Raw genomic sequence first — 17,352 nt, 5'->3', positions numbered from 1 at the left:
TCTCAGACGGTGAGTGTCTCGCCGATCGCGGGGGCCGTCGCGTCGTAGCCGTCTTCGGCGAGTTCGGCGGCGAACTGCTCACACCGGTCGCCGTGGTTGACGAGGAGTTGCGTCTCGCGGTAGGCATCCAGGAACGAGCGAAGACCGTCCCGGTCGGCGTGGGCAGAGAAGTCGTAGGACTCGACCCTCGCGGCGACGGGCATGCGCTGGCCGTCGATCTCGGCGCTGCCCGTCTCCAGCAGTTCCCGGCCGGGCGTCCCCTCGACTTGATAGCCCGTGAGCGCGATCTTGTTGACCGGTCGATCCCGGATCTCGGGAATGTACGACATCGCGGGGCCACCGCTGAGCATCCCGCTGGTGGTGACGATCGCCGTGTTCTGTGCCGCGATGCGTTTCCGCTGGCCGTCGCGACCGTCGACGAACCGGGCGTGTGATTTCGCCCGCTGGAGGGCGTCGGGATCGCGGACGAAGTCGGGATGTCGGCGGAGCATTTTCGTCACTTCTTTCCCCATCCCGTCGACGTAGCAGGGGATGTCGTGGGCTTCACAAATCATGAGCATCTCCTGGGTCCGGCCGATCGCGAAGGCGGGGATCACGACCGTCCCGCCCTCCCACAGCGTCGTCTTCACGCTCTCGGTGAAGCGCTCCTCGATGGTCGCCCGGTCCTCGTGGGAGACGTCCGAATAGGTGCTCTCAGTGAGGACCACGTCGGCGTCCGGACGAGCCGTGGTTCCTGCGACCAGCCGTTGGTTGTCGGTGTGAAAGTCGCCGGTGTACAGCAAGCGGGTCTCGCCGTCGTCGACGAGGACGTGGGCGCTGCCGGGGATGTGGCCGGCGTTGAAGAAGGTGACCTCGTGGCCGGCCGCCTCGAAGGGCTCGCGGTAGCCGTGCGTCTCCGACACTTGGGTGACGCGCCTGACGTCGACCGCGGTGAACGGACAGTCGTAGGTGCCGCCGTGGAGTTTCAGCGTGTCCCGGGCGAGCGTCAGCGCGAGTTCCCGGGTCGGCGGCGTCCAGTGGATCGGCGGGCGTCGGTCGCCCGAGAGCAGCGACGGGATCGAGCCGACGTGATCGAGGTGGCCGTGGGAGGCGACGACAGCCTCGGGCTCGACGGAACCCACCGGAAACTGCGGGGGTGTCCCCGTCTGCATCCCGTAATCCAGCAGGAGCGAGTCGTTGACGAGGATCGCGCTCCGGCCGACCTCGCCGGCCCCGCCGAGAAACTGGACATCCATCACTGCGTGGTAGCCGGTTCGGACGTTTGATTTCGTCGATACGCCTCCGGCGTGTCGACAGCCAAGCCGTGTCGGGCCTGGCTGTCGAAATAGTCAGCGCCCCGTTAGTTCCCGCCGCGCTCGCTGCGGGCGTCGATCTGATCGCCCTCGAGGGTTTCGAGCAGCTCGGAGTACCGGTCCCGGATCGTGACTTCGCTGACGTCGGCCGTCTCGGCGACCTCCTGCTGGGTGATGCGATCGCCGGTCAGCAGGCCGGCGGCGTAGATTGCGCCGGCGGCGAGGCCGGTCGGGTTCTTTCCGCTGTGTTGGCCTGTCTTCTTGACGGCAGAGAGTAGTTCCCGGGCCTTGCGTTCGAGGTCGTCGCTCAGTTCGAGCTCGGAGACGAACCGTGGGAGGTACTCCGCGGGATCCGCCGGCGCGATGCCGAGTTCGAGCTGGCGGGCGAGATACCGGTAGGCGCGGGCGTACTTCTGGCGGCGGACGCGACTGATCGGCTCGAATTCGTCGAGACTCCGGGGCGTCCCCGCCTGTCGAGCGGCGGCGTACAGCGACGCCGTCGCCATCCCCTCGATGGATCGGCCCGGAAGCAGGTCCTCGTCGAGTGCGCGCCGGTAGATCACGCTCGCGGTCTCCCGGACGTTCTCGGGCAGGCCCAGCGCCGATGCCATGCGGTCGATCTCACCGAGGGCCTGCTTGAGGTTTCGATCCCGCGAGTCCGTCGCCCGAAAGCGCTCGTCCCAGACCCGGAGGCGACTCATCTTCTCGCGCTGGGACGGCGAGAGCGTCCGGCCGCTTGCGTCCTTGTCCGACCAGCCGATGCTCGTCGAGAGCCCCTCGTCGTGGAGGAGTTTCGTCGTCGGCGAGCCGACCCGGCTGCGCTCGTCTTTCTCGGACGGCGTGAACGCGCGCCACTCCGGGCCGTGGTCGATTGCATCGCTCTCGAGGACGACGCCACACTGCTCACAGACGCGCTCGCCGTGCCCGTCGTCGGTCGTGACTGTCCCGCCACACTCCGGACAGGTCTCGACGCGACCGGATTGCTTCGTGTCGGTGCTCCGCTCGCTCGTCCGGTGCTCGGCTATCGTCCGTACCGAATTCGTTCCTGACATGATGGGTCTGCCGCCTGTCTCGCGTATCCTCTCGTAACCGACGGGGACATTTAGGTGTTACGTCTATTTTTTACTTTGGTAGAAACAGAGTGATTACTTCGATCGTACTATGTTCGAGGGCATCCGCATTGTTGGCTGCTTACACCGCATTCTCCCGATCTCCGGCCTGTCAGAGTCGGCTCGTGTGTTACGATACGCGTAGAAACGTCCAAAGGATTATTCTGCCGTAGCCCGAACAGTGGGTAACCGGCGGGGCGTCAACACGACAATGACAGGGGAATCATCCGGTTCGGCCGCGGAGGACCGATCAGTCGTCGAGGAGGTCGTCGAGTTGTTCGAGACGTTGGACTTCACCGAGTACGAGGCCCGGTGTTTCGTGGGGTTGGAGCGCATCCGCCAGGGGACGGCAAAGGAGGTCAGCGAGGTCGCGGACGTCCCGCGTGCTCGCGTCTATGACTGCATGGACGGACTCAAAGAGCGGGGGCTGGTCGACGTCCAGCAGGGCTCTCCACGGGAGTTCCGCGCGGTCGACCCCGACGAAGCGGTGTCGATGCTCGACCGGCAGCTGTCGACGGTACTCGATCGGATCGGCACGCTGCTCCCCCGGCTCCAGTCGCCGGCGTCGGAGGGGGACGAAGACGGCGACGTCTGGGTCATGGAGGGCGACGCGGAAGTCAGCGAGCGCATGGAGGGGCTGCTCGACGACGCGACCGACGAGGTGCTGCTCGCGATCGCCGTCGAGGAGTTGCTGACCGACGAATTGCTCACGGCGTTGCGGGCAGCCAGCGATCGCGGCGTCGACATCGTGATCGGGTCGCCGGCCGAGTCCGTTCGCGAGCGGCTTCGCACGGCGCTGCCCGAGGCCCGCGTCCAGGAAACCTGGACGTGGTGGGACTCTCACCCGATCCAGCCCGGTGCCGTCAGCGCGATCCTGATGGTCGACGGCGCACAGTTGCTCGTCAGTGCCGACATCCAGACGTCGCTGCCCGGCGTCCGCAAGCACCGGGCGGTCTGGACCGACGGCGACACCGCGCCGCTCGTTGGGATGATGCGCCCGCTACTCGCCGACGCGATCCAGCGCGGCGGACAGCGCGCGGAAGCGACGTCGTAAGCTTCGAATCGTTCCTCCCGGCTACTTCAGGACTCGTTCCCTGGGTTAAGAGTGTTAGAACTGTTTGAATACACTCTTGATTGTCAATTGCGTTCTTCCGGTGATACTCAACCGCCAGTACCGGGTGACGTTCTCGTATCGGACGCTTCAGAATATCCTCAACGATCTCGTCGATTTGGCCGATCTCTTCCGCGTCGATACGGCAAACGACGTGACAGTGTAATCAAACCGAGCGAAAGCAATCCGTCGTCAACCAACTCCTATGATTTCATCACTGACAGCGGTCTCGATCGTCTGGAAGGAAGCGACTGAGAGTAATGCCGTCGCCTGCCGACAAGCGTCTGCGAGGCCCGGACGCGTGGCACGGGCTACCAACGTGTCGCGGGCGTGTGAGAAAAAAGCGAGAAGAGAACTTCTACGGCGCTACGTCAGGCTTCCCAGGTTGCGAGGACATCCGATTTGTCCTCTTCGGCGGATTCCCAGACGATTTGCACTTCCTCAATATCTGAAAATTGACCTGGGTCTCCTCCGGTACTAGACGTACTCATTTTAGCCCCATTGCCGGAGAGCGATCCACTACTATCAACAATGGTGTATGTGTCGGCCGCTTCGATTTGGTCACTACTACCGTATTCACTAGTGGACGATAACCAGGAACCAGTCACACCACTAGCATCATCGAAGTACACTTCTTCACTCCCACCAGACGAGGATTTCGCGACGACCTTCAGTTCGTTGGCCTGAACGGCACTACCACCATCATGTTTGATCGTTAATGAGTTGGTCCCCTCATCGAAGTCCCAACTCGCCGTTGGAGTCTGTTCCTCACTCGGCCCCATATTCATGACGAATGTCGCGATCACGGCCGCGAGGATCACGGTAATCGCGACCATCAGGATCACGCCGATCACGGGCGATACGCCTCGGTCGTCGTCAAGTAGGTAGCTTTTCAGGTTCATGGGATCTCGTACGTTGCGAGGACATCTGACTTGTCTTCCTCATCGGAATTCCAGATGACCTCAAGCGTGTCCCCCGACGATAGGGAGCTAACGTCAATAATGGCTCTATCACCTGCGGAAATTGTATCATCTGGGAAGTCCGTGTCAACGGACTCACTGAATGATATTTCGGACTTCACTGCATCTTGACCACCATCGTGAGTAACGTTGACGAAGTTCAGAGTACTATTATATTCAAAGTCCCAGCTCGACGTCGGTGCCTGCTCCTCACTCGGCCCCATGTTCATCACGAACGTCGCGATCACGGCCGCGAGAATGACCGTGATGGCGACCATCAGGATGACGCCGATTACGGGCGATACGCCTCGGTCCTCGTCGAAGAGGAACGTTTTCAATTTCATGCGACACAGACACGTCCACCCAGTAGTATAAAAACTATAATTGATTGTTTGGCTCCGAACTACCGTTTTCACGTTGCTTAAGAACCCGTCTGACGGCATTTTCAGATCTTGAAATTGCGGCGTCGGCTTCCGGTTTTGAAACTATCCACTGGATTTACATACCTGTCCGCCAGAGAGTTTACCTGGGCCGGCCACCTCGCCGGTCCCACGAACGTCGCGATCACGGTCGACTGCTGTCCGGACCACGGATACGTCGCCCGCGATCCGTCGTGAATGGCTATCTGTGGTCGCCCCCGATGGCCTTCCCGATCGACTCTCTCGATCGATGCCATCAATTGCCGCTCGCCGGGCTTCCCTCCCCCCTGTCCGGCGAGATTACTCTTGCTCTTCAGCGATCGTTTCGAGCCGGTCGACGGCTCGGGTTTGCGTCTGTTACTGTGGCAGGCTCGACGCCGCGTCACCGCGCTTGTTCAGTCCCTCGCTTCTCGATCGCGATCGCCCGCAAGTCCTCGCGTTTCTTTGGCGACAACCAGTCGATGTATTCGAGCAATTCGTCGTCGAGGTCGTGGGACTCACTCTGCTCTCGCGTCTCGATGTCGTGGCCGTCGAGCCAGTTCTAGACTGTCGTAATCGACCAGCCCGTCCAGTCGGTGATTTCGAACCCCTATCCCCGAACATGCGTTCTTGCCGATATTGGGGTTGATAGGTGGTTCTACCCGGAATATTGAACAGCCACAGAACGCCTCACTGTTGCATGGGCCCGCTCGGATTGTGAACCACGCCGAGACGTGCTCGCTATCGCTGCGCGCGACTCGTCTCCTTCAATTCCTCGGGGATGATACAGCGGCCGCTCACTGTCGTTCGCGGCACACTGTATGGGCCCGCTCGGAGAACTTCCAGATCGCTCTGGCTCATTAGCCATAGATGCGCTGGCGAAAACGGCCGTGAAATGGTGGATCAGGAGCTACAGACACACCACACAATTAACTCTGATTCATTTCCAGTGACGTACGCCGTGCTATTCAGTATGAGTATGATCGATGGTGGTCCTCCGTTTATCGGCTCTTCGTCTCAAGAGGTTTCGCTATCGGTAAGAGCAGAAAGCGCCCGGTCAAGGGTATAGTAATCTATCAGCTTGGCCCGTTCAGCATTGGCCTCGTTCATCTCGTCCTTCGATCTAATGTTGATTCGGAATTCCGATCCGACTTCTTCATCAGGGACGTAAAATACAGCGTCCTCTTCAAACACATACCTGGCGAAAGGGCGACATCGCCATCCTCGTACCGGTCAGTGAACAGCCGGTACTTCCACGGCTTGTCGCCGTCCCTATCGCCTTCTTGACCTGCATTCTGTGAAGGTCATCTTCGCTGTCCGCGACGAGGCTGTATTTGTATTTTCCGTGGGTATACGAGACGCGACATCCTTGCTTAACCAAATCCGCCGCAACCGCGAATTCTGCTAATTCACCCTGAACGTGCCCTTCGTTTCTTGCAATTATCATCTAATCCCAACAACAGTTGTCTTAAGGATACGGGCGCACTCGCCAGGCTGGGTGATATCCATTATCTCGGAGACGTTTACCGTCGGAAGAGTTCGTTTCAGCTTGAGGATTGGAGCGGAGCCGGCAAGACGAATTGGAGAGTTACACCACTTTGATCAGCTAGCTCTAGCAGCCTCCGCTTGGCGTCTGCATCCCTGTCCCGTCGAAACAGGTCGTAGTTAGAGAAGACAACGCACCGGCAATCAATGTGGCCGGAAAGAGTCCCGAGCCGTTTAATGTCATCAGCAATTTCGTGGTACTTGCTGTCCTTGTCGTCGGGCCGGTAACGAAGGTAGTTCGTGTTCTTGACGTACTTGAATTCGAGTGCTGTAGACAGATCGGACGGATTGAACTCCTGTGTCCCGCCAACAACCCGAATCTCAATGCTGTCCGAGAAAATACCCATGTCAAGCCGTTCTTGTCCGCCAATTGGGAACGCTTTCCCTCCAACCTCGCACTGTGCGCGATCAATCTCTGTGGTTTCTCGATAGTGCGCAGTATATGCTTCGTGGTTCGTGATATTTCCCTTCGCTCCCGACGACTCTTCAACCATCACAGTAACCACAGAAACTGGTTGCAGTAGTGTATTCAATCGGGAACGGATATCCTCAGCGAGGGCTCGCTCATCGCTAAAGTTGGCTGGATTCTCCAGGAACGACTCTGCAGTAGACTCGATTGCGAGATCGAGAGCCTGACGAATACGGGACATGATGAACTTAAGATCTGGAACTGACAAAAGATTCTCCCCACATCTCCGATCCATCGTCGAACATAGTCTGCGTAGACGTTCTTTCCATCACTAAGGGCAATTCTTTCCCGCCGTTCTATTGTAATTCCTCGTTTAAAACTGGCGTCAGTTGTTCATGGAATTCCACCAGCCGGTCAACGGCCCACACTTTGAGATCCTCGTCTTCCAGAGCGTCGTCCAGTGGGCCCACCTCACGTTTGACATAGAGTCGCGTGTACCCGCTACTGCCGTACTCTTCTGAGTGGATCTCTCCGGAAATGTCCAGTGAACGGTCTTCGATCGCCGACTGCATCGTCTCAAGCATTTCCTCGTTCTGTGCGGACTCGTCAAACTGGAAGTTCATCACGACGTGGAACTCCTTGTCGCCAGGATCCCCTTTGAAGTGCCACACGAATTCGACATCCGTGTGGCCGGCCGGAATCGTGAGCCAGCTGTCGCTACTGGCACTCCTGCTGGTGACGCCGGGGAGTTCTTCTTTAAATCGTTCAAGCACCTCGCCGAAGAACCGTCTATACTTCTTCTGTTTCGGTGACTCCTCCTGCTCTTTGATTTCTTGCGTCTCGTCGGCACCGATGATCGTCGGGACGAACATCTCGGCGTCGTTCTTCTCGTAGTAATCGAATTCGACGCAGTTGATCTTCAGGTCGTGTGCATCCCGTAGCCACCGCGTCATTCGCCGGACATCGTCGGTCATCGTGTACGCGACCAGCATGAGCTGGGGCGACTCCAGTCCCTCAGTGAACTCCCGTTCGAAGTCGTCGATGTCGAACTCCGAGTCTTCTTCGTGATCGAACGCCCCGTAGAGTTCCTCCAGAGACTCGTAGTCGGTGAGGTCGAAAAACTCGTCTTGGTCCATCCGGGCCAGTGAGGATGCATAATCAAAGAGTTGGGTCACGGCAGATCGGGGCGACCGGTCGCGTTTGAACTCGATCGTCGTGAGCGTCCCGCGTTTGTCACAAACAAGTAGATCCGGCTCCTTGCCGGTCGGCAACTGGAGCTTACTCCCAAGAACGACGTTCTCTCGGGTCGTGAGCGTCCCCATCACTAGCCTCGGATCACTGTGGATCACCTTGTGTAGGTCGTCCTCTAGATGTTCCTCGCTGTACTCCACCTCCTCCAAATACTCGATCTCGTCATCCTCGCGGCGGAAGCCGATCAATGACATTACCGATAGATGCGAGGAGCCACCCAAAGGACCTTTCCCCGTGGACGTGTCAGTCGAAATATTTATTTTCCGAGCTGCTGCACTGCTTCGTCGTCTAATCTCGGCGCATTTCTTCGAGGACGGAAACAAGCGTACAGCGTGGACAGTGACACGTCTTTCCCTGAATCAGCACGGGACGGGCCCAGCTGTCCAGGAGTCCGAACGTGTCGCTACAATTCTTCGGCATATCCAACGCTTCGAAACCGAAGAACTCGCTGAGTGGCTTTCCAATGGCGAAATCGATGACGGGAAGCTAAACCCTTAATGGCAAAGATTAATGTCAACACTCCGGGTAAAATAGTACAATGAGACTGAAAGAATCACCAGACGATTTCTCACGGAATCTCCTAGCCCGGGTTCGTCGCATTATCGACAAGGATCGGGGCCTCTCCGACGAACTTGCCGAATAGGCTTCAGTCGGTTCTTCTTCGTTTACGAGTGTTGAATGGGGTCACTCGGAGAACAGTCTTGAGCATCATCTATGCGTATGTCGGCACGAACGGCCGTGATGGTGAATCAGGAGCTACTAACGAATATCGAGTTTTCGGCAAACAGTTCAAGCTGAGTAGGTGGCCTGTGACTTGCGGCTGTTAACTGGAACGAGATCATGCTAGCTCTCGGTTCTGCACCGTTCCGAGTTACGCCGGCGCTATATTTGGATCAGTTGCCTCCCGAAGCGGGAGGTGAATGTCGATTTCGTCGTAGTGAACAATGGGTTGCTTCGCTCGCCCCTTGTCCACGAACTCAACGATACCATACTCTTCGAGCCGCTCTAGGTTCTCGGACACCTGCTTGATGTCCCGGTCAACCAGCCGAGCGGCCTCACGGATGCTCACCGGCTCGCCCTCTGCGATCGCCTGTAGCAGGTCGATCGCCCGCGGTGTAAAGACCTGTGCTAGCTGATCGGTCGTTTCGAAGCTAAGCCGCTGTGGGGCCTCTTCAGCCGAGACATCCTCGGCGAGCGCCTGGTCGAACGCGTTACGGGTGCGCTGTTGGACGGTACTGATCGATTCGACAGTCACGATGAGCGTGTTTCGGGTCATGAGTTGGTGATTTTGTCGCAGTGTTGTTCGGCCGCTATACAAACTGGTTCTCCATGTTGTCGTAGCCAGAGAAGTCGTAGTCTTCGTCGAGTCCTTTTCGTGTGTGTCGTTCGTGGACACCGTGGCAGTGATCGTAACGTACGTCACGCCATCTCTGGTGCCGTAGTGGAGACTTACCTGGTCCCATCCGGAAACTTCTCAGACTCTGGCACAGACAGCACAGGGACACGGAAGACGCTACCGTCGTCGAAGTCATTCCGTGCCCTCCAACACACGAACGTCGTTTCCGGGTGCTATCGACGTATGATGTTATCAACCACATTAATATGGGTGTTGTGGTGTAGAACATCAATGGAGCGTATAGTGTCCTCATACGATTGTTTTGGGAGTCAGGTGTCCACGTCTCTGCCTGCGACGGACTGCCGGATGAGGTCGTTCTTGCAAAGGAACCGCCGTCATTAGCGCACGCCGAACTCCGTACCGTCAGAATCGAACGAGCCAACGAAGGCCACAACCGGCGATTGATCTTCATGGCTCGGTTCGAGCATTCGAACAAGCGCAAATCGGACGTCCACGTGGCGAACCTCGAGAATCACCAGTTTGGCGCGAACGCGGACCTCGTGCCCGTGAGCACTCGGGTGCAACAACGTCCGGTTTCGCCAGAGCGTTCACATGTCCACTGATCTTGATCCACTCGACCCGGCGACCGCCCGACAGATGTACCTCGACGAGCGACGCAACGAACTCGCTGCCGCGACGATCCAGTCCCACGGCTACCGACTCCAGCAATTTGTGGACTGGTGCGACCAGGACGGCATCGAGAACCTGAACGAACTCTCCGGACGAGACGTTCATCGCTTCCGTGTCGACCGACGAAACGGGGACGACCTTGCTACAGCGACTATGAAGGGGCAACTCGCGACGCTAAGAATCTTCCTCCGATTCTGTGCGAGCGTCGATGGGGTCGAGCCCGGGATGGACGAAAAGATCATTCTCCCGCGGACGACGGCGGAGGACGCCCGTGACGAACTCGTCAATCCCGACCGTGCCAAACAGATCCTCGAACATCTCGACCGATATCGCTACGCTACGCTGGAACACGCACTGCTTTCGGTCCTTTGGCATACAGGGCTGCGGATCGGTGCGGCGATCAGCCTCGACGTGGAGGACTACGATGCCGACGAACAGTATCTGGATCTGGTTCACCGTCCTGCCGATGGGACGCCGTTGAAGAACGGCGCACATAGCGAGCGTTTCGTCGCCCTGTCCGAGCGAGTCTGTACTGTCCTCGACGACTGGCTCGAGGTGAACCACCCGGGCGTCGAGGATGATTACGGGCGATTGCCACTGTTCGCGACGCGACGGGCTCGACTGAGCAAGAACCGCGGACGGACGATCGCCTACCAGTACACTCGCCCGTGTGTGTACTCGAACGAGTGCCCACACGACAGAGACGAGGAAGCCTGCGAGGCTCTCTCGACTGCCCGCGCGTACGCCTGTCCCTCAGCGATGAGTCCACATCCGTTCCGTCGCGGGGCGATCACGTACCACCTGCAACAGGACACGCCGGAGAAGGTCGTGAGCGACCGTATGGACGTCGGCATGGATGTATTGGAACGTCACTACGACCAGCGGTCGGCGAAAGAGAAACTTCAACAACGTCGGCGATATCTGCCAGAGTAGTATAATAATTCAGTAATTTAATGGTATTTTATCTCTTTAAAAGCTATTGTTCAGTCGTAACGGAGAGACGCACAGACACACACCACCATCGCAATGAAGCGGCCAGAAATATCTGGTATATGCCCTTCTACGTACTAACTAGGGATTAGATGACGTTCGCTGATTCACCCTCAGATCACAATCTGAATGGGCTATCGTAGACCGGTTTACAAAATGATATATTTTTGAAACAATTGGGCAAGATCACCTGCTCGATGCGTGGTGTAATGACCACCGAGAGTTTAACCAGTTTGCGAAGTGTTCGAGAGTTGGTTGCTGAATACAAGGTGAGTATCTTATATACGTGTTATATAGATCTATACATTCTGAATACAAAGTTGCACTCGCTCACAGCCAATTCTTGTGTTACTTGCTCACGTTGTAAATACTTAGTCGCGGGACGTATTCGACCCAATTATTGGATTTCGCTGTCGACCTCACAGCGGATTCTGAGTGACGGATCACGATTAGAACCAGATATCGGTTCTGCACTACTAACGACACCCGAGAACTCTTCGTCATCACTCGCAAGCATGTCAGCTGTGAAATCAAACATCAGGCCTTTTTCACAAGGCGTGTCAAACTTAACAAGCTCCTTCTCTACACGAATCCGCTTTGTTTCGCCGGGAGCGATAGTTACCCCTTCATCATCTTGGGTTATGATGTACTCCTCAAACGGTTCGTCAAATTCGACGACAAATGACGGTGCATATCTTCCCGAGACATACTCACCACTCGCATGGATCTGAAAGATTTTTTCGGGACCGTTCCCCGTGTTTTCCACGTGGAACACAGGTCTCGAATCCCAACTAGTGTCCTGCTGACGCAGTTTTTCATACTCTTTATCAAACCCAAACCCGGTGAAATTAATTTCAGGTTCGATCGTGACTGTCTCGGTGTCGATTACTTCTTCCTGTGAGTCCACCGCCTCGATCGCGTGTTGGCCTGGGGTGTAGCCCGAAAGGAGGTCTATAGTGACGGTGTTATCCATTTCTCCGGGTGACTCCTGTGCCATCATGGATCCGTCAGGGCCAGCGATACGCACCTTCTCTACATTCGATTGTTCAACGGTGATTGAGAGATCAGTTCCGATATCGATCTCTTGGAAGACACTCTGCTGACTAGGCTCGTCATTTCCTTCTAAAGATTTACTGTCAGTTGGGTCGCTTTCCGACTCCGAACAACCGGCGACCGCCACTATTGCTCCTGCGGACCCGCTTGCGATAAGCTCTCTTCGCGTGTAGCTAGCGTGCATATAAGCATCATGTTTGTTATTGTTTTAATAGCTTCTGAAATACACGTAGGTCTCCACTATCGAGAATGTGATCAACCCTTAAAACTATAGAATTAAACCACAGCTAGCTATTTTATAATCGTCGACTCAGCAAATCCTGAACCTGTTCCTCTGGCAATTCAAACTGGTCTATTCGTGATCTTCGTCGTCGTTTTTGTGCTGGATTTACTCCACGACGTCGAACCTCGCCGGGTACTTGTTGTCGTGCCGTAGTTCGCTTGCGTTGACGTACAAATGAAACGTTCCAATACGGTTTCTATTCAGTTCAACAGGAGTCAATCAACAGGTCGTTAGCCGCAACATTCGACTCTAATTTATATACCCCTAGGCAGCATTTGAACAATGTGAGGCGCGGGAACTCTGAAATGAGGCCGGTGTCGAGGCACCGACCCCGCGCTTCGTGGAGCACACGAAGCATGCCAGCTAACGAAGCTAGCGGACTTCAGGATTCCGCCGCGAGTATCGTATCGAGCCAATGGGATGACCGCATGCGTTCAACGACCAGTTCCTGGAAGTCGGTAGAGGTCGCCTTTCTCGGAATCAAGCCGCGACAGACTGGGGGGTGTGCCTGTGACGGACGCGCCGGTCGATAGGGAGCGCGCGACATCGCTCGCCTGTGAGCAATTAGCAGCTGCTCTCGCGTATCCAGGCGACGACTCGTCGAGCCACATGCGCAATCTGGTAGATCCGGCTTCCGACGTCGCGACTCCGTTGGAGCGCGGAGAGCGGCCGGACAGAGACGATATCGAACGAGCCCATCAGTACACTGAGCGAGTCAAACAACGTCTCAACGAGGTTGTCGCTCTCTTCGAGTGGGAGACACCACCGGCCGTCGGGACCGGTGACAATAGGAGCGATTGTGATAGCAGCCCTGAAATACTTGAAAACGATGAGCTCGTGGCACTCAGGTCGAATATCGAAGAAGGACTCTCGGTGGCTCAGTACGACGGTGCCAGCAGGGATGCGGCAGCACGAATGCTTGAATTGTATGCTCGGTGGGTTCGTCGAGGACACATCTATCCGCCATCCCGACGCGGCGAGTGGAACCGCGAGTCTCACGAAACGGATCGAGAGGACTGACTGGCTGACGTATTCTGTGAGAGTCAGCCCTTCCACGCACTCTTGACCGCGTTTGATCGATCTTCCTTCCGCCTACGCTTTGTTCGCGGATCGTAGTGCTTCCGGATCGTCTTGATCGAAACGTCGAACCGCTCGCTTGCGATCGCGGGTTGGAGACCCCCGCTGAGATGGCGGACGATCGCGCCACGACGGATCGCATGTGGGTAGTAAGAGTAATCGCAGATGTCCGAATCGGGATCACAGCTTCCATCGCAGGAGCAGTCTGCGGAACTATCTGATCGCCAGCGGCAGCTCGTCGCCTCGTAGACCCGACGACGGAGTGTCGATCGAGTTGCGCGCCCGTGGGTCGTTGCAAACAGCGGTTCTCGGCCAAATTCGTCCGTCACGTTTGGACGTTCGTGATCGAGATACCACTCGATGGCTTCCACGGCCTGATCGCAGAGTGCGACGTTGCGTTCGCCGTCCCCAGCCGTGTTCTCGTCTTCACTCCCGTTCTTTAGTCGGGTCCCACTTTGAGGCCGATGTCTCAGCCGGACCTCGCTGTTGGCGGGATCGAAGTCCCGGATATCTAGCGAGTGCGCACCGCCGAGACGCAAGCCGGCGTTCCAGAGCAGTTCGAGAAGCGCGTGCTTCAGTGAGCCACGCCGCTGGCGACGAAGTTTCCCGAGAATGGTGTTTGCCTCCCCTACCGGGAGTGCTTCGTCACGGGCCCGCGGATTGAGTCCGAGTTCGTCCTCGTCGAGGATCTGGTAGACTGCGTCCTCACACTGATCGCGCCTGTTGAGCCACCGCAGCCAACTGCGGACGTTCTTCGTATAGGTGAGGATCGTCGAGTCGGTATCGTACTGCTCCTGGAGTTGATCGACGTACGCGTCGATCAGCGAAGTCGAAATACCTGCTGGTGTGGTGACGCCCTCGTTTTTGGCGAATTCGATGAACTTTGGAAGTGTCCGACGATACTGGGCTCTCGTCGCCGGGCTCCGGTCACGTCTCCGTGCGAGGTACCGGTCGTAGAGTTCCTGAAGGGTCGGCATCTCCGATGGATCGGTCTGTCCATCGGCAGTGCGATCGCTTTGGGACAGTTTGAGCACTTTCTCGACCGTTTCTGGATCGTTGACGTCTGCCAGGACGTCGGCTATGGATTCTGTCATCGTTGTTCGAGAATCGTGGACATCGCGTACTGCCAGATTTCATGGGGAACGACTGGTCGCGATTCATCGGCCGATTCAGGTGAACTGTTCCCATTTATCTGCTTGATCGAGCGACGCAAAGTAGCGGGATTCACGCGCCCCTGGTGTGTTGAGAAAACTGGCCGTTCATTGTCGTCGCCAACATCGGGGCGCTCGTATTCGATGTACGTTTCTACGGCGTCAACTGTCGTGGCAGTGAGGCGAGTAACGCGTTCGGTAACCAATCCGGCTGCACTCACTAGGTGGGTGTCGGGAACACCTACATTCACAGAACTGCGCTCGAGGTCAATATCTGCGAGATCGATTTGTCGAATTTGCTCGGGCCGACCTTTTGTGTCCACAAGGAGCTCGACGTAAGCGTGCGTACGGGTTCCGAAGTGACGCTGTCGAAGATTGGTAAGGAAGCGTGGTACCCGATTCTGTTCGTCTTCATTTTTGGATCCATCGACGATCTGATGACCCAGCCCCTGAAGTTCTGACTCTGGCGAGGCACATAGCGCCGAAGCGATTTCGTATGTTAGTATCTCTGGATCACGTTCATGGTGGTGAGCGAGCGCGTTTGCTACGGTTGAGATATACCCACGGATCGTGCTCGTGGAACATCCCGGCTCAGAAAAGAGATACTGAGCGAATTGGACGACAATGTCGCACTCAGTGACTTTTGCACTGCCTGTCTGTCTATCGTACCACTCGTAGAACGTAGATAACTGGGACTTGTGCGATCGGTAAGTCGTAACTGGAACCGTAATGGAGATGCTATCAAGATAGCTGTCCAGTGTCTCATGTAGGCCGTCTTGAGCGCGCGCGCCAGATCGGTCGGGATCTCGGCGGTTCAACTTCCCCACCCCCAATTTCCGCGATAATGGCCTGTTAACTGGCTAAAAACCCAAAAATAGGGGAAGAGATGTGTTGGTTGATGACCGGAGTATTGCCCCGGCCTGGCCCCTCGATTCGTCCGACTCGCTACTGAGCGCTTAGCCACGATATTTGTCCGTAAATATATCTTTCGTGAGACCGGATTTCTTCGACCACTCCTTGCAAGGATAGGATATCTAGAGAGATGGGGACCCTCAAGCTTCGGTTTATAATAAGAAATATTATATTCAATAGTATATGTCCTATCAAAATATTTAAGGGGGTTCTGTGTTGAGATCCTATTGACTAGCTTTGTTACTAATACGGCCTGTACAGCAGCCTTGAACCAGGTATGATGTTCGAACGGCAGCGTGTAAACAGTAAACGGAAGTCATGGTTTCTGTACAGATTGCTTAAAAGGACTTACCTAAGGTAAGCAAAACATTTACTTATTCGCCAGTACAACGTATGTTAGAGTCTAAACCTCCGATTTTCTTTTCCGGCATTAGTCAAATCATACTTCGAATCACGTTATATTAGACATCAATTTGGTATTTACAAATATTTTATCTCGTGCTGCATTTTTCTCACTTTGAGGCTCTATTAGCACTATATGGAAGTGATGGAACTTTTACTAAAAATCACTACTATCATATTCCCTATGCTAGCAACTTATGTATTCTCAACCTCTCGTGGAAGTGTCGAAGATGAAAGGACAAACATCGAGCGAAGAAACCAGTAGTGACGGCGCACTCGCTTACGTTCGAGTCAGTAGCAAAAAGCAAGTGAGGAACGGACGAAGTTTAAAGGATCAAAAGAATTGGGCGACACAAGAGGCAGAAGAACGTGGGCTTGAATTGGTGAATACGATCACTGATGCGGCTGAGTCAGGCACTGACTTTGAGCGCGAGGGTATACGGAAGCTCAGGAAAGAAGCTAAAAACGAACGCATCTCATATGTGATCGTAGACGAGCTGGATCGGATCGGGCGGCACGCAGTCGAGACCCTCTACTACATTTATGAGCTTCAAACGGACCATAGTATCGAAATCATTTCAAACGAAGCGAGAGATGTTCTCGACGTCTCGCAATATCAAGACCTGAGCTATGTGGTAAATCGCGCGTTGGCTTCGCAGTCGACAGTTGAGACGCAGGCTCGAAGAGCAGAAGCTGGACGGGCTAGAAATTTCGTCGAGAAGAACTGGTACTCCGCATTTGAATATGTCCCCGTCGGATACAAAGAAAATGAGGCCGATGACTGGATCTCGACAGAAGTAACCGAGATCGGCATCGTTCAGGAACTGTTCGATAACTTTATAAAATCTGATATATCTCGCCCCTTCGTCGAAACACTCGAAAAAACACCCCTACTACCCGAAGAGTTCGGCCGGCGTCGACTCCGGAATACACTTGAGCGCCCTCTCTACGTCGGCAAGCCAACCACAGCATATGTTGATTACACCCGTAACGACGACTCTAAAGAAGAGACGACAGTCATCGACAGGTCGCTACGGATCATCAGCGATGAAACTCGTGAAAAAGCCCTTGAGAAGCTAAGAGAAGTTGGGGAGTACCACGCTTTTGCCAAGGAAGACGAAGGGGAAGATGTAGAATCGTTAGTCAGCGAGTACGGAGCAGAAGCCGTAGTTGATTGTAGCGACGCCATCCAGATCCGATGTCCAGAATGTGACGCGGAAATGATGAAGAACGGACTCCGTGAATCGGATACCTACACCGGCCGCAACTACGTATGCCCGGATTGTGGGCGACAGCGCATGTTCCCCAAGCAGACTGAGATGGACCAACTAAGGGACCAATCCGAAGACAATTAGTTGGTATATTACGTAAGAGGGGGTTGGAT

Annotated in this window: 17 protein-coding genes; 5 read left to right on the top strand and 12 right to left on the bottom strand. The window is 55.8% G+C overall.

Annotation, left to right across the window (positions count from 1 at the left end):
- Positions 1 to 2 precede the first annotated feature (2 nt).
- Together HTIA_RS08875 and HTIA_RS08870 are read right to left on the bottom strand one after the other, a co-directional pair.
- On the bottom strand, positions 3 to 1,235 hold the full coding sequence (locus HTIA_RS08875; RefSeq protein ID WP_008524538.1) for an MBL fold metallo-hydrolase: 1,233 nt from the start codon (positions 1,233 to 1,235) through the stop codon (positions 3 to 5).
- A gap of 104 nt (positions 1,236 to 1,339) precedes the next feature.
- On the bottom strand, positions 1,340 to 2,344 hold the full coding sequence (locus tag HTIA_RS08870; RefSeq protein WP_008524536.1) for a transcription initiation factor IIB: 1,005 nt from the start codon (positions 2,342 to 2,344) through the stop codon (positions 1,340 to 1,342).
- A gap of 268 nt (positions 2,345 to 2,612) precedes the next feature.
- Between HTIA_RS08870 and HTIA_RS08865 the strand changes: the two genes are divergently transcribed.
- Positions 2,613 to 3,455 (top strand): TrmB family transcriptional regulator, encoded by an 843-nt coding sequence (locus tag HTIA_RS08865; RefSeq protein WP_008524535.1) that lies wholly within the window; start codon positions 2,613 to 2,615, stop codon positions 3,453 to 3,455.
- 428 nt (positions 3,456 to 3,883) lie between these two features.
- Here HTIA_RS08865 and HTIA_RS08860 read toward each other — a convergent pair whose 3' ends face one another.
- The 6 genes from HTIA_RS08860 to HTIA_RS08845 form a co-directional block, all read right to left on the bottom strand.
- Positions 3,884 to 4,414 (bottom strand): type IV pilin, encoded by a 531-nt coding sequence (locus tag HTIA_RS08860; RefSeq protein ID WP_008524533.1) that lies wholly within the window; start codon positions 4,412 to 4,414, stop codon positions 3,884 to 3,886.
- On the bottom strand, positions 4,411 to 4,815 hold the full coding sequence (locus HTIA_RS08855) for a type IV pilin (RefSeq protein WP_008524532.1): 405 nt from the start codon (positions 4,813 to 4,815) through the stop codon (positions 4,411 to 4,413). The genes HTIA_RS08860 and HTIA_RS08855 overlap by 4 nt, the downstream gene beginning before the upstream one ends.
- Before the next feature lie 1,071 nt (positions 4,816 to 5,886).
- Entirely contained in the window at positions 5,887 to 6,063 is a 177-nt protein-coding gene (locus HTIA_RS16655; RefSeq protein WP_008524530.1) for a hypothetical protein, read from the bottom strand.
- Positions 6,056 to 6,316, bottom strand: coding sequence for a group I intron-associated PD-(D/E)XK endonuclease (locus HTIA_RS17450; RefSeq protein ID WP_158413123.1), 261 nt, complete (start codon positions 6,314 to 6,316; stop codon positions 6,056 to 6,058). Before HTIA_RS17450 ends, HTIA_RS16655 begins: the two co-directional genes overlap by 8 nt.
- Before the next feature lie 97 nt (positions 6,317 to 6,413).
- A complete protein-coding gene (locus HTIA_RS08850; protein WP_021029455.1) occupies positions 6,414 to 7,064 on the bottom strand; it encodes a hypothetical protein in 651 nt (216 codons plus the stop codon).
- 115 nt (positions 7,065 to 7,179) lie between these two features.
- Complete coding sequence (locus HTIA_RS08845) at positions 7,180 to 8,268, bottom strand: DUF4268 domain-containing protein (RefSeq protein ID WP_008524528.1); 1,089 nt, start codon at positions 8,266 to 8,268, stop codon at positions 7,180 to 7,182.
- Between the two features lie 40 nt (positions 8,269 to 8,308).
- Between HTIA_RS08845 and HTIA_RS17180 the strand changes: the two genes are divergently transcribed.
- Positions 8,309 to 8,572 carry a Fic family protein gene (locus tag HTIA_RS17180; RefSeq protein WP_021029454.1) on the top strand — a complete coding sequence of 88 codons (264 nt, stop codon included), beginning with the start codon at positions 8,309 to 8,311 and terminating at the stop codon, positions 8,570 to 8,572.
- 373 nt (positions 8,573 to 8,945) lie between these two features.
- Here HTIA_RS17180 and HTIA_RS08840 read toward each other — a convergent pair whose 3' ends face one another.
- On the bottom strand, positions 8,946 to 9,350 hold the full coding sequence (locus HTIA_RS08840) for an HVO_A0114 family putative DNA-binding protein (RefSeq protein ID WP_008524527.1): 405 nt from the start codon (positions 9,348 to 9,350) through the stop codon (positions 8,946 to 8,948).
- A 672-nt stretch (positions 9,351 to 10,022) separates the two neighbouring features.
- Here HTIA_RS08840 and HTIA_RS08830 point away from each other — a divergent pair.
- Positions 10,023 to 11,033 (top strand): tyrosine-type recombinase/integrase, encoded by a 1,011-nt coding sequence (locus tag HTIA_RS08830; protein ID WP_008524525.1) that lies wholly within the window; start codon positions 10,023 to 10,025, stop codon positions 11,031 to 11,033.
- A 454-nt stretch (positions 11,034 to 11,487) separates the two neighbouring features.
- Here HTIA_RS08830 and HTIA_RS08825 read toward each other — a convergent pair whose 3' ends face one another.
- The gene (locus HTIA_RS08825) at positions 11,488 to 12,327 is read right to left on the bottom strand and encodes a hypothetical protein (RefSeq protein WP_008524522.1); all 840 of its coding nucleotides are present in this window, start codon (positions 12,325 to 12,327) and stop codon (positions 11,488 to 11,490) included.
- 609 nt (positions 12,328 to 12,936) lie between these two features.
- Between HTIA_RS08825 and HTIA_RS16365 the strand changes: the two genes are divergently transcribed.
- A complete protein-coding gene (locus HTIA_RS16365; protein WP_148290947.1) occupies positions 12,937 to 13,446 on the top strand; it encodes a hypothetical protein in 510 nt (169 codons plus the stop codon).
- A gap of 23 nt (positions 13,447 to 13,469) precedes the next feature.
- On the opposite strand, the gene HTIA_RS08815 is transcribed toward HTIA_RS16365, so the two are convergent.
- Entirely contained in the window at positions 13,470 to 14,597 is a 1,128-nt protein-coding gene (locus HTIA_RS08815; protein ID WP_008524518.1) for a tyrosine-type recombinase/integrase, read from the bottom strand.
- Positions 14,594 to 15,481, bottom strand: a complete 888-nt coding sequence (locus tag HTIA_RS17445) for a tyrosine-type recombinase/integrase (RefSeq protein ID WP_394324556.1) — start codon at positions 15,479 to 15,481, stop codon at positions 14,594 to 14,596. Before HTIA_RS17445 ends, HTIA_RS08815 begins: the two co-directional genes overlap by 4 nt.
- Before the next feature lie 684 nt (positions 15,482 to 16,165).
- Between HTIA_RS17445 and HTIA_RS08805 the strand changes: the two genes are divergently transcribed.
- The gene (locus tag HTIA_RS08805; protein WP_079980321.1) at positions 16,166 to 17,323 is read left to right on the top strand and encodes a recombinase family protein; all 1,158 of its coding nucleotides are present in this window, start codon (positions 16,166 to 16,168) and stop codon (positions 17,321 to 17,323) included.
- Positions 17,324 to 17,352 lie beyond the last annotated feature (29 nt).

It is taken from the genome of Halorhabdus tiamatea SARL4B (genome assembly GCF_000470655.1).
Lineage (GTDB): Archaea > Halobacteriota > Halobacteria > Halobacteriales > Haloarculaceae > Halorhabdus > Halorhabdus tiamatea.
Note: the sequence above shows the minus strand (reverse complement) of the source record. Positions and strands in the feature narration are given on the sequence as shown.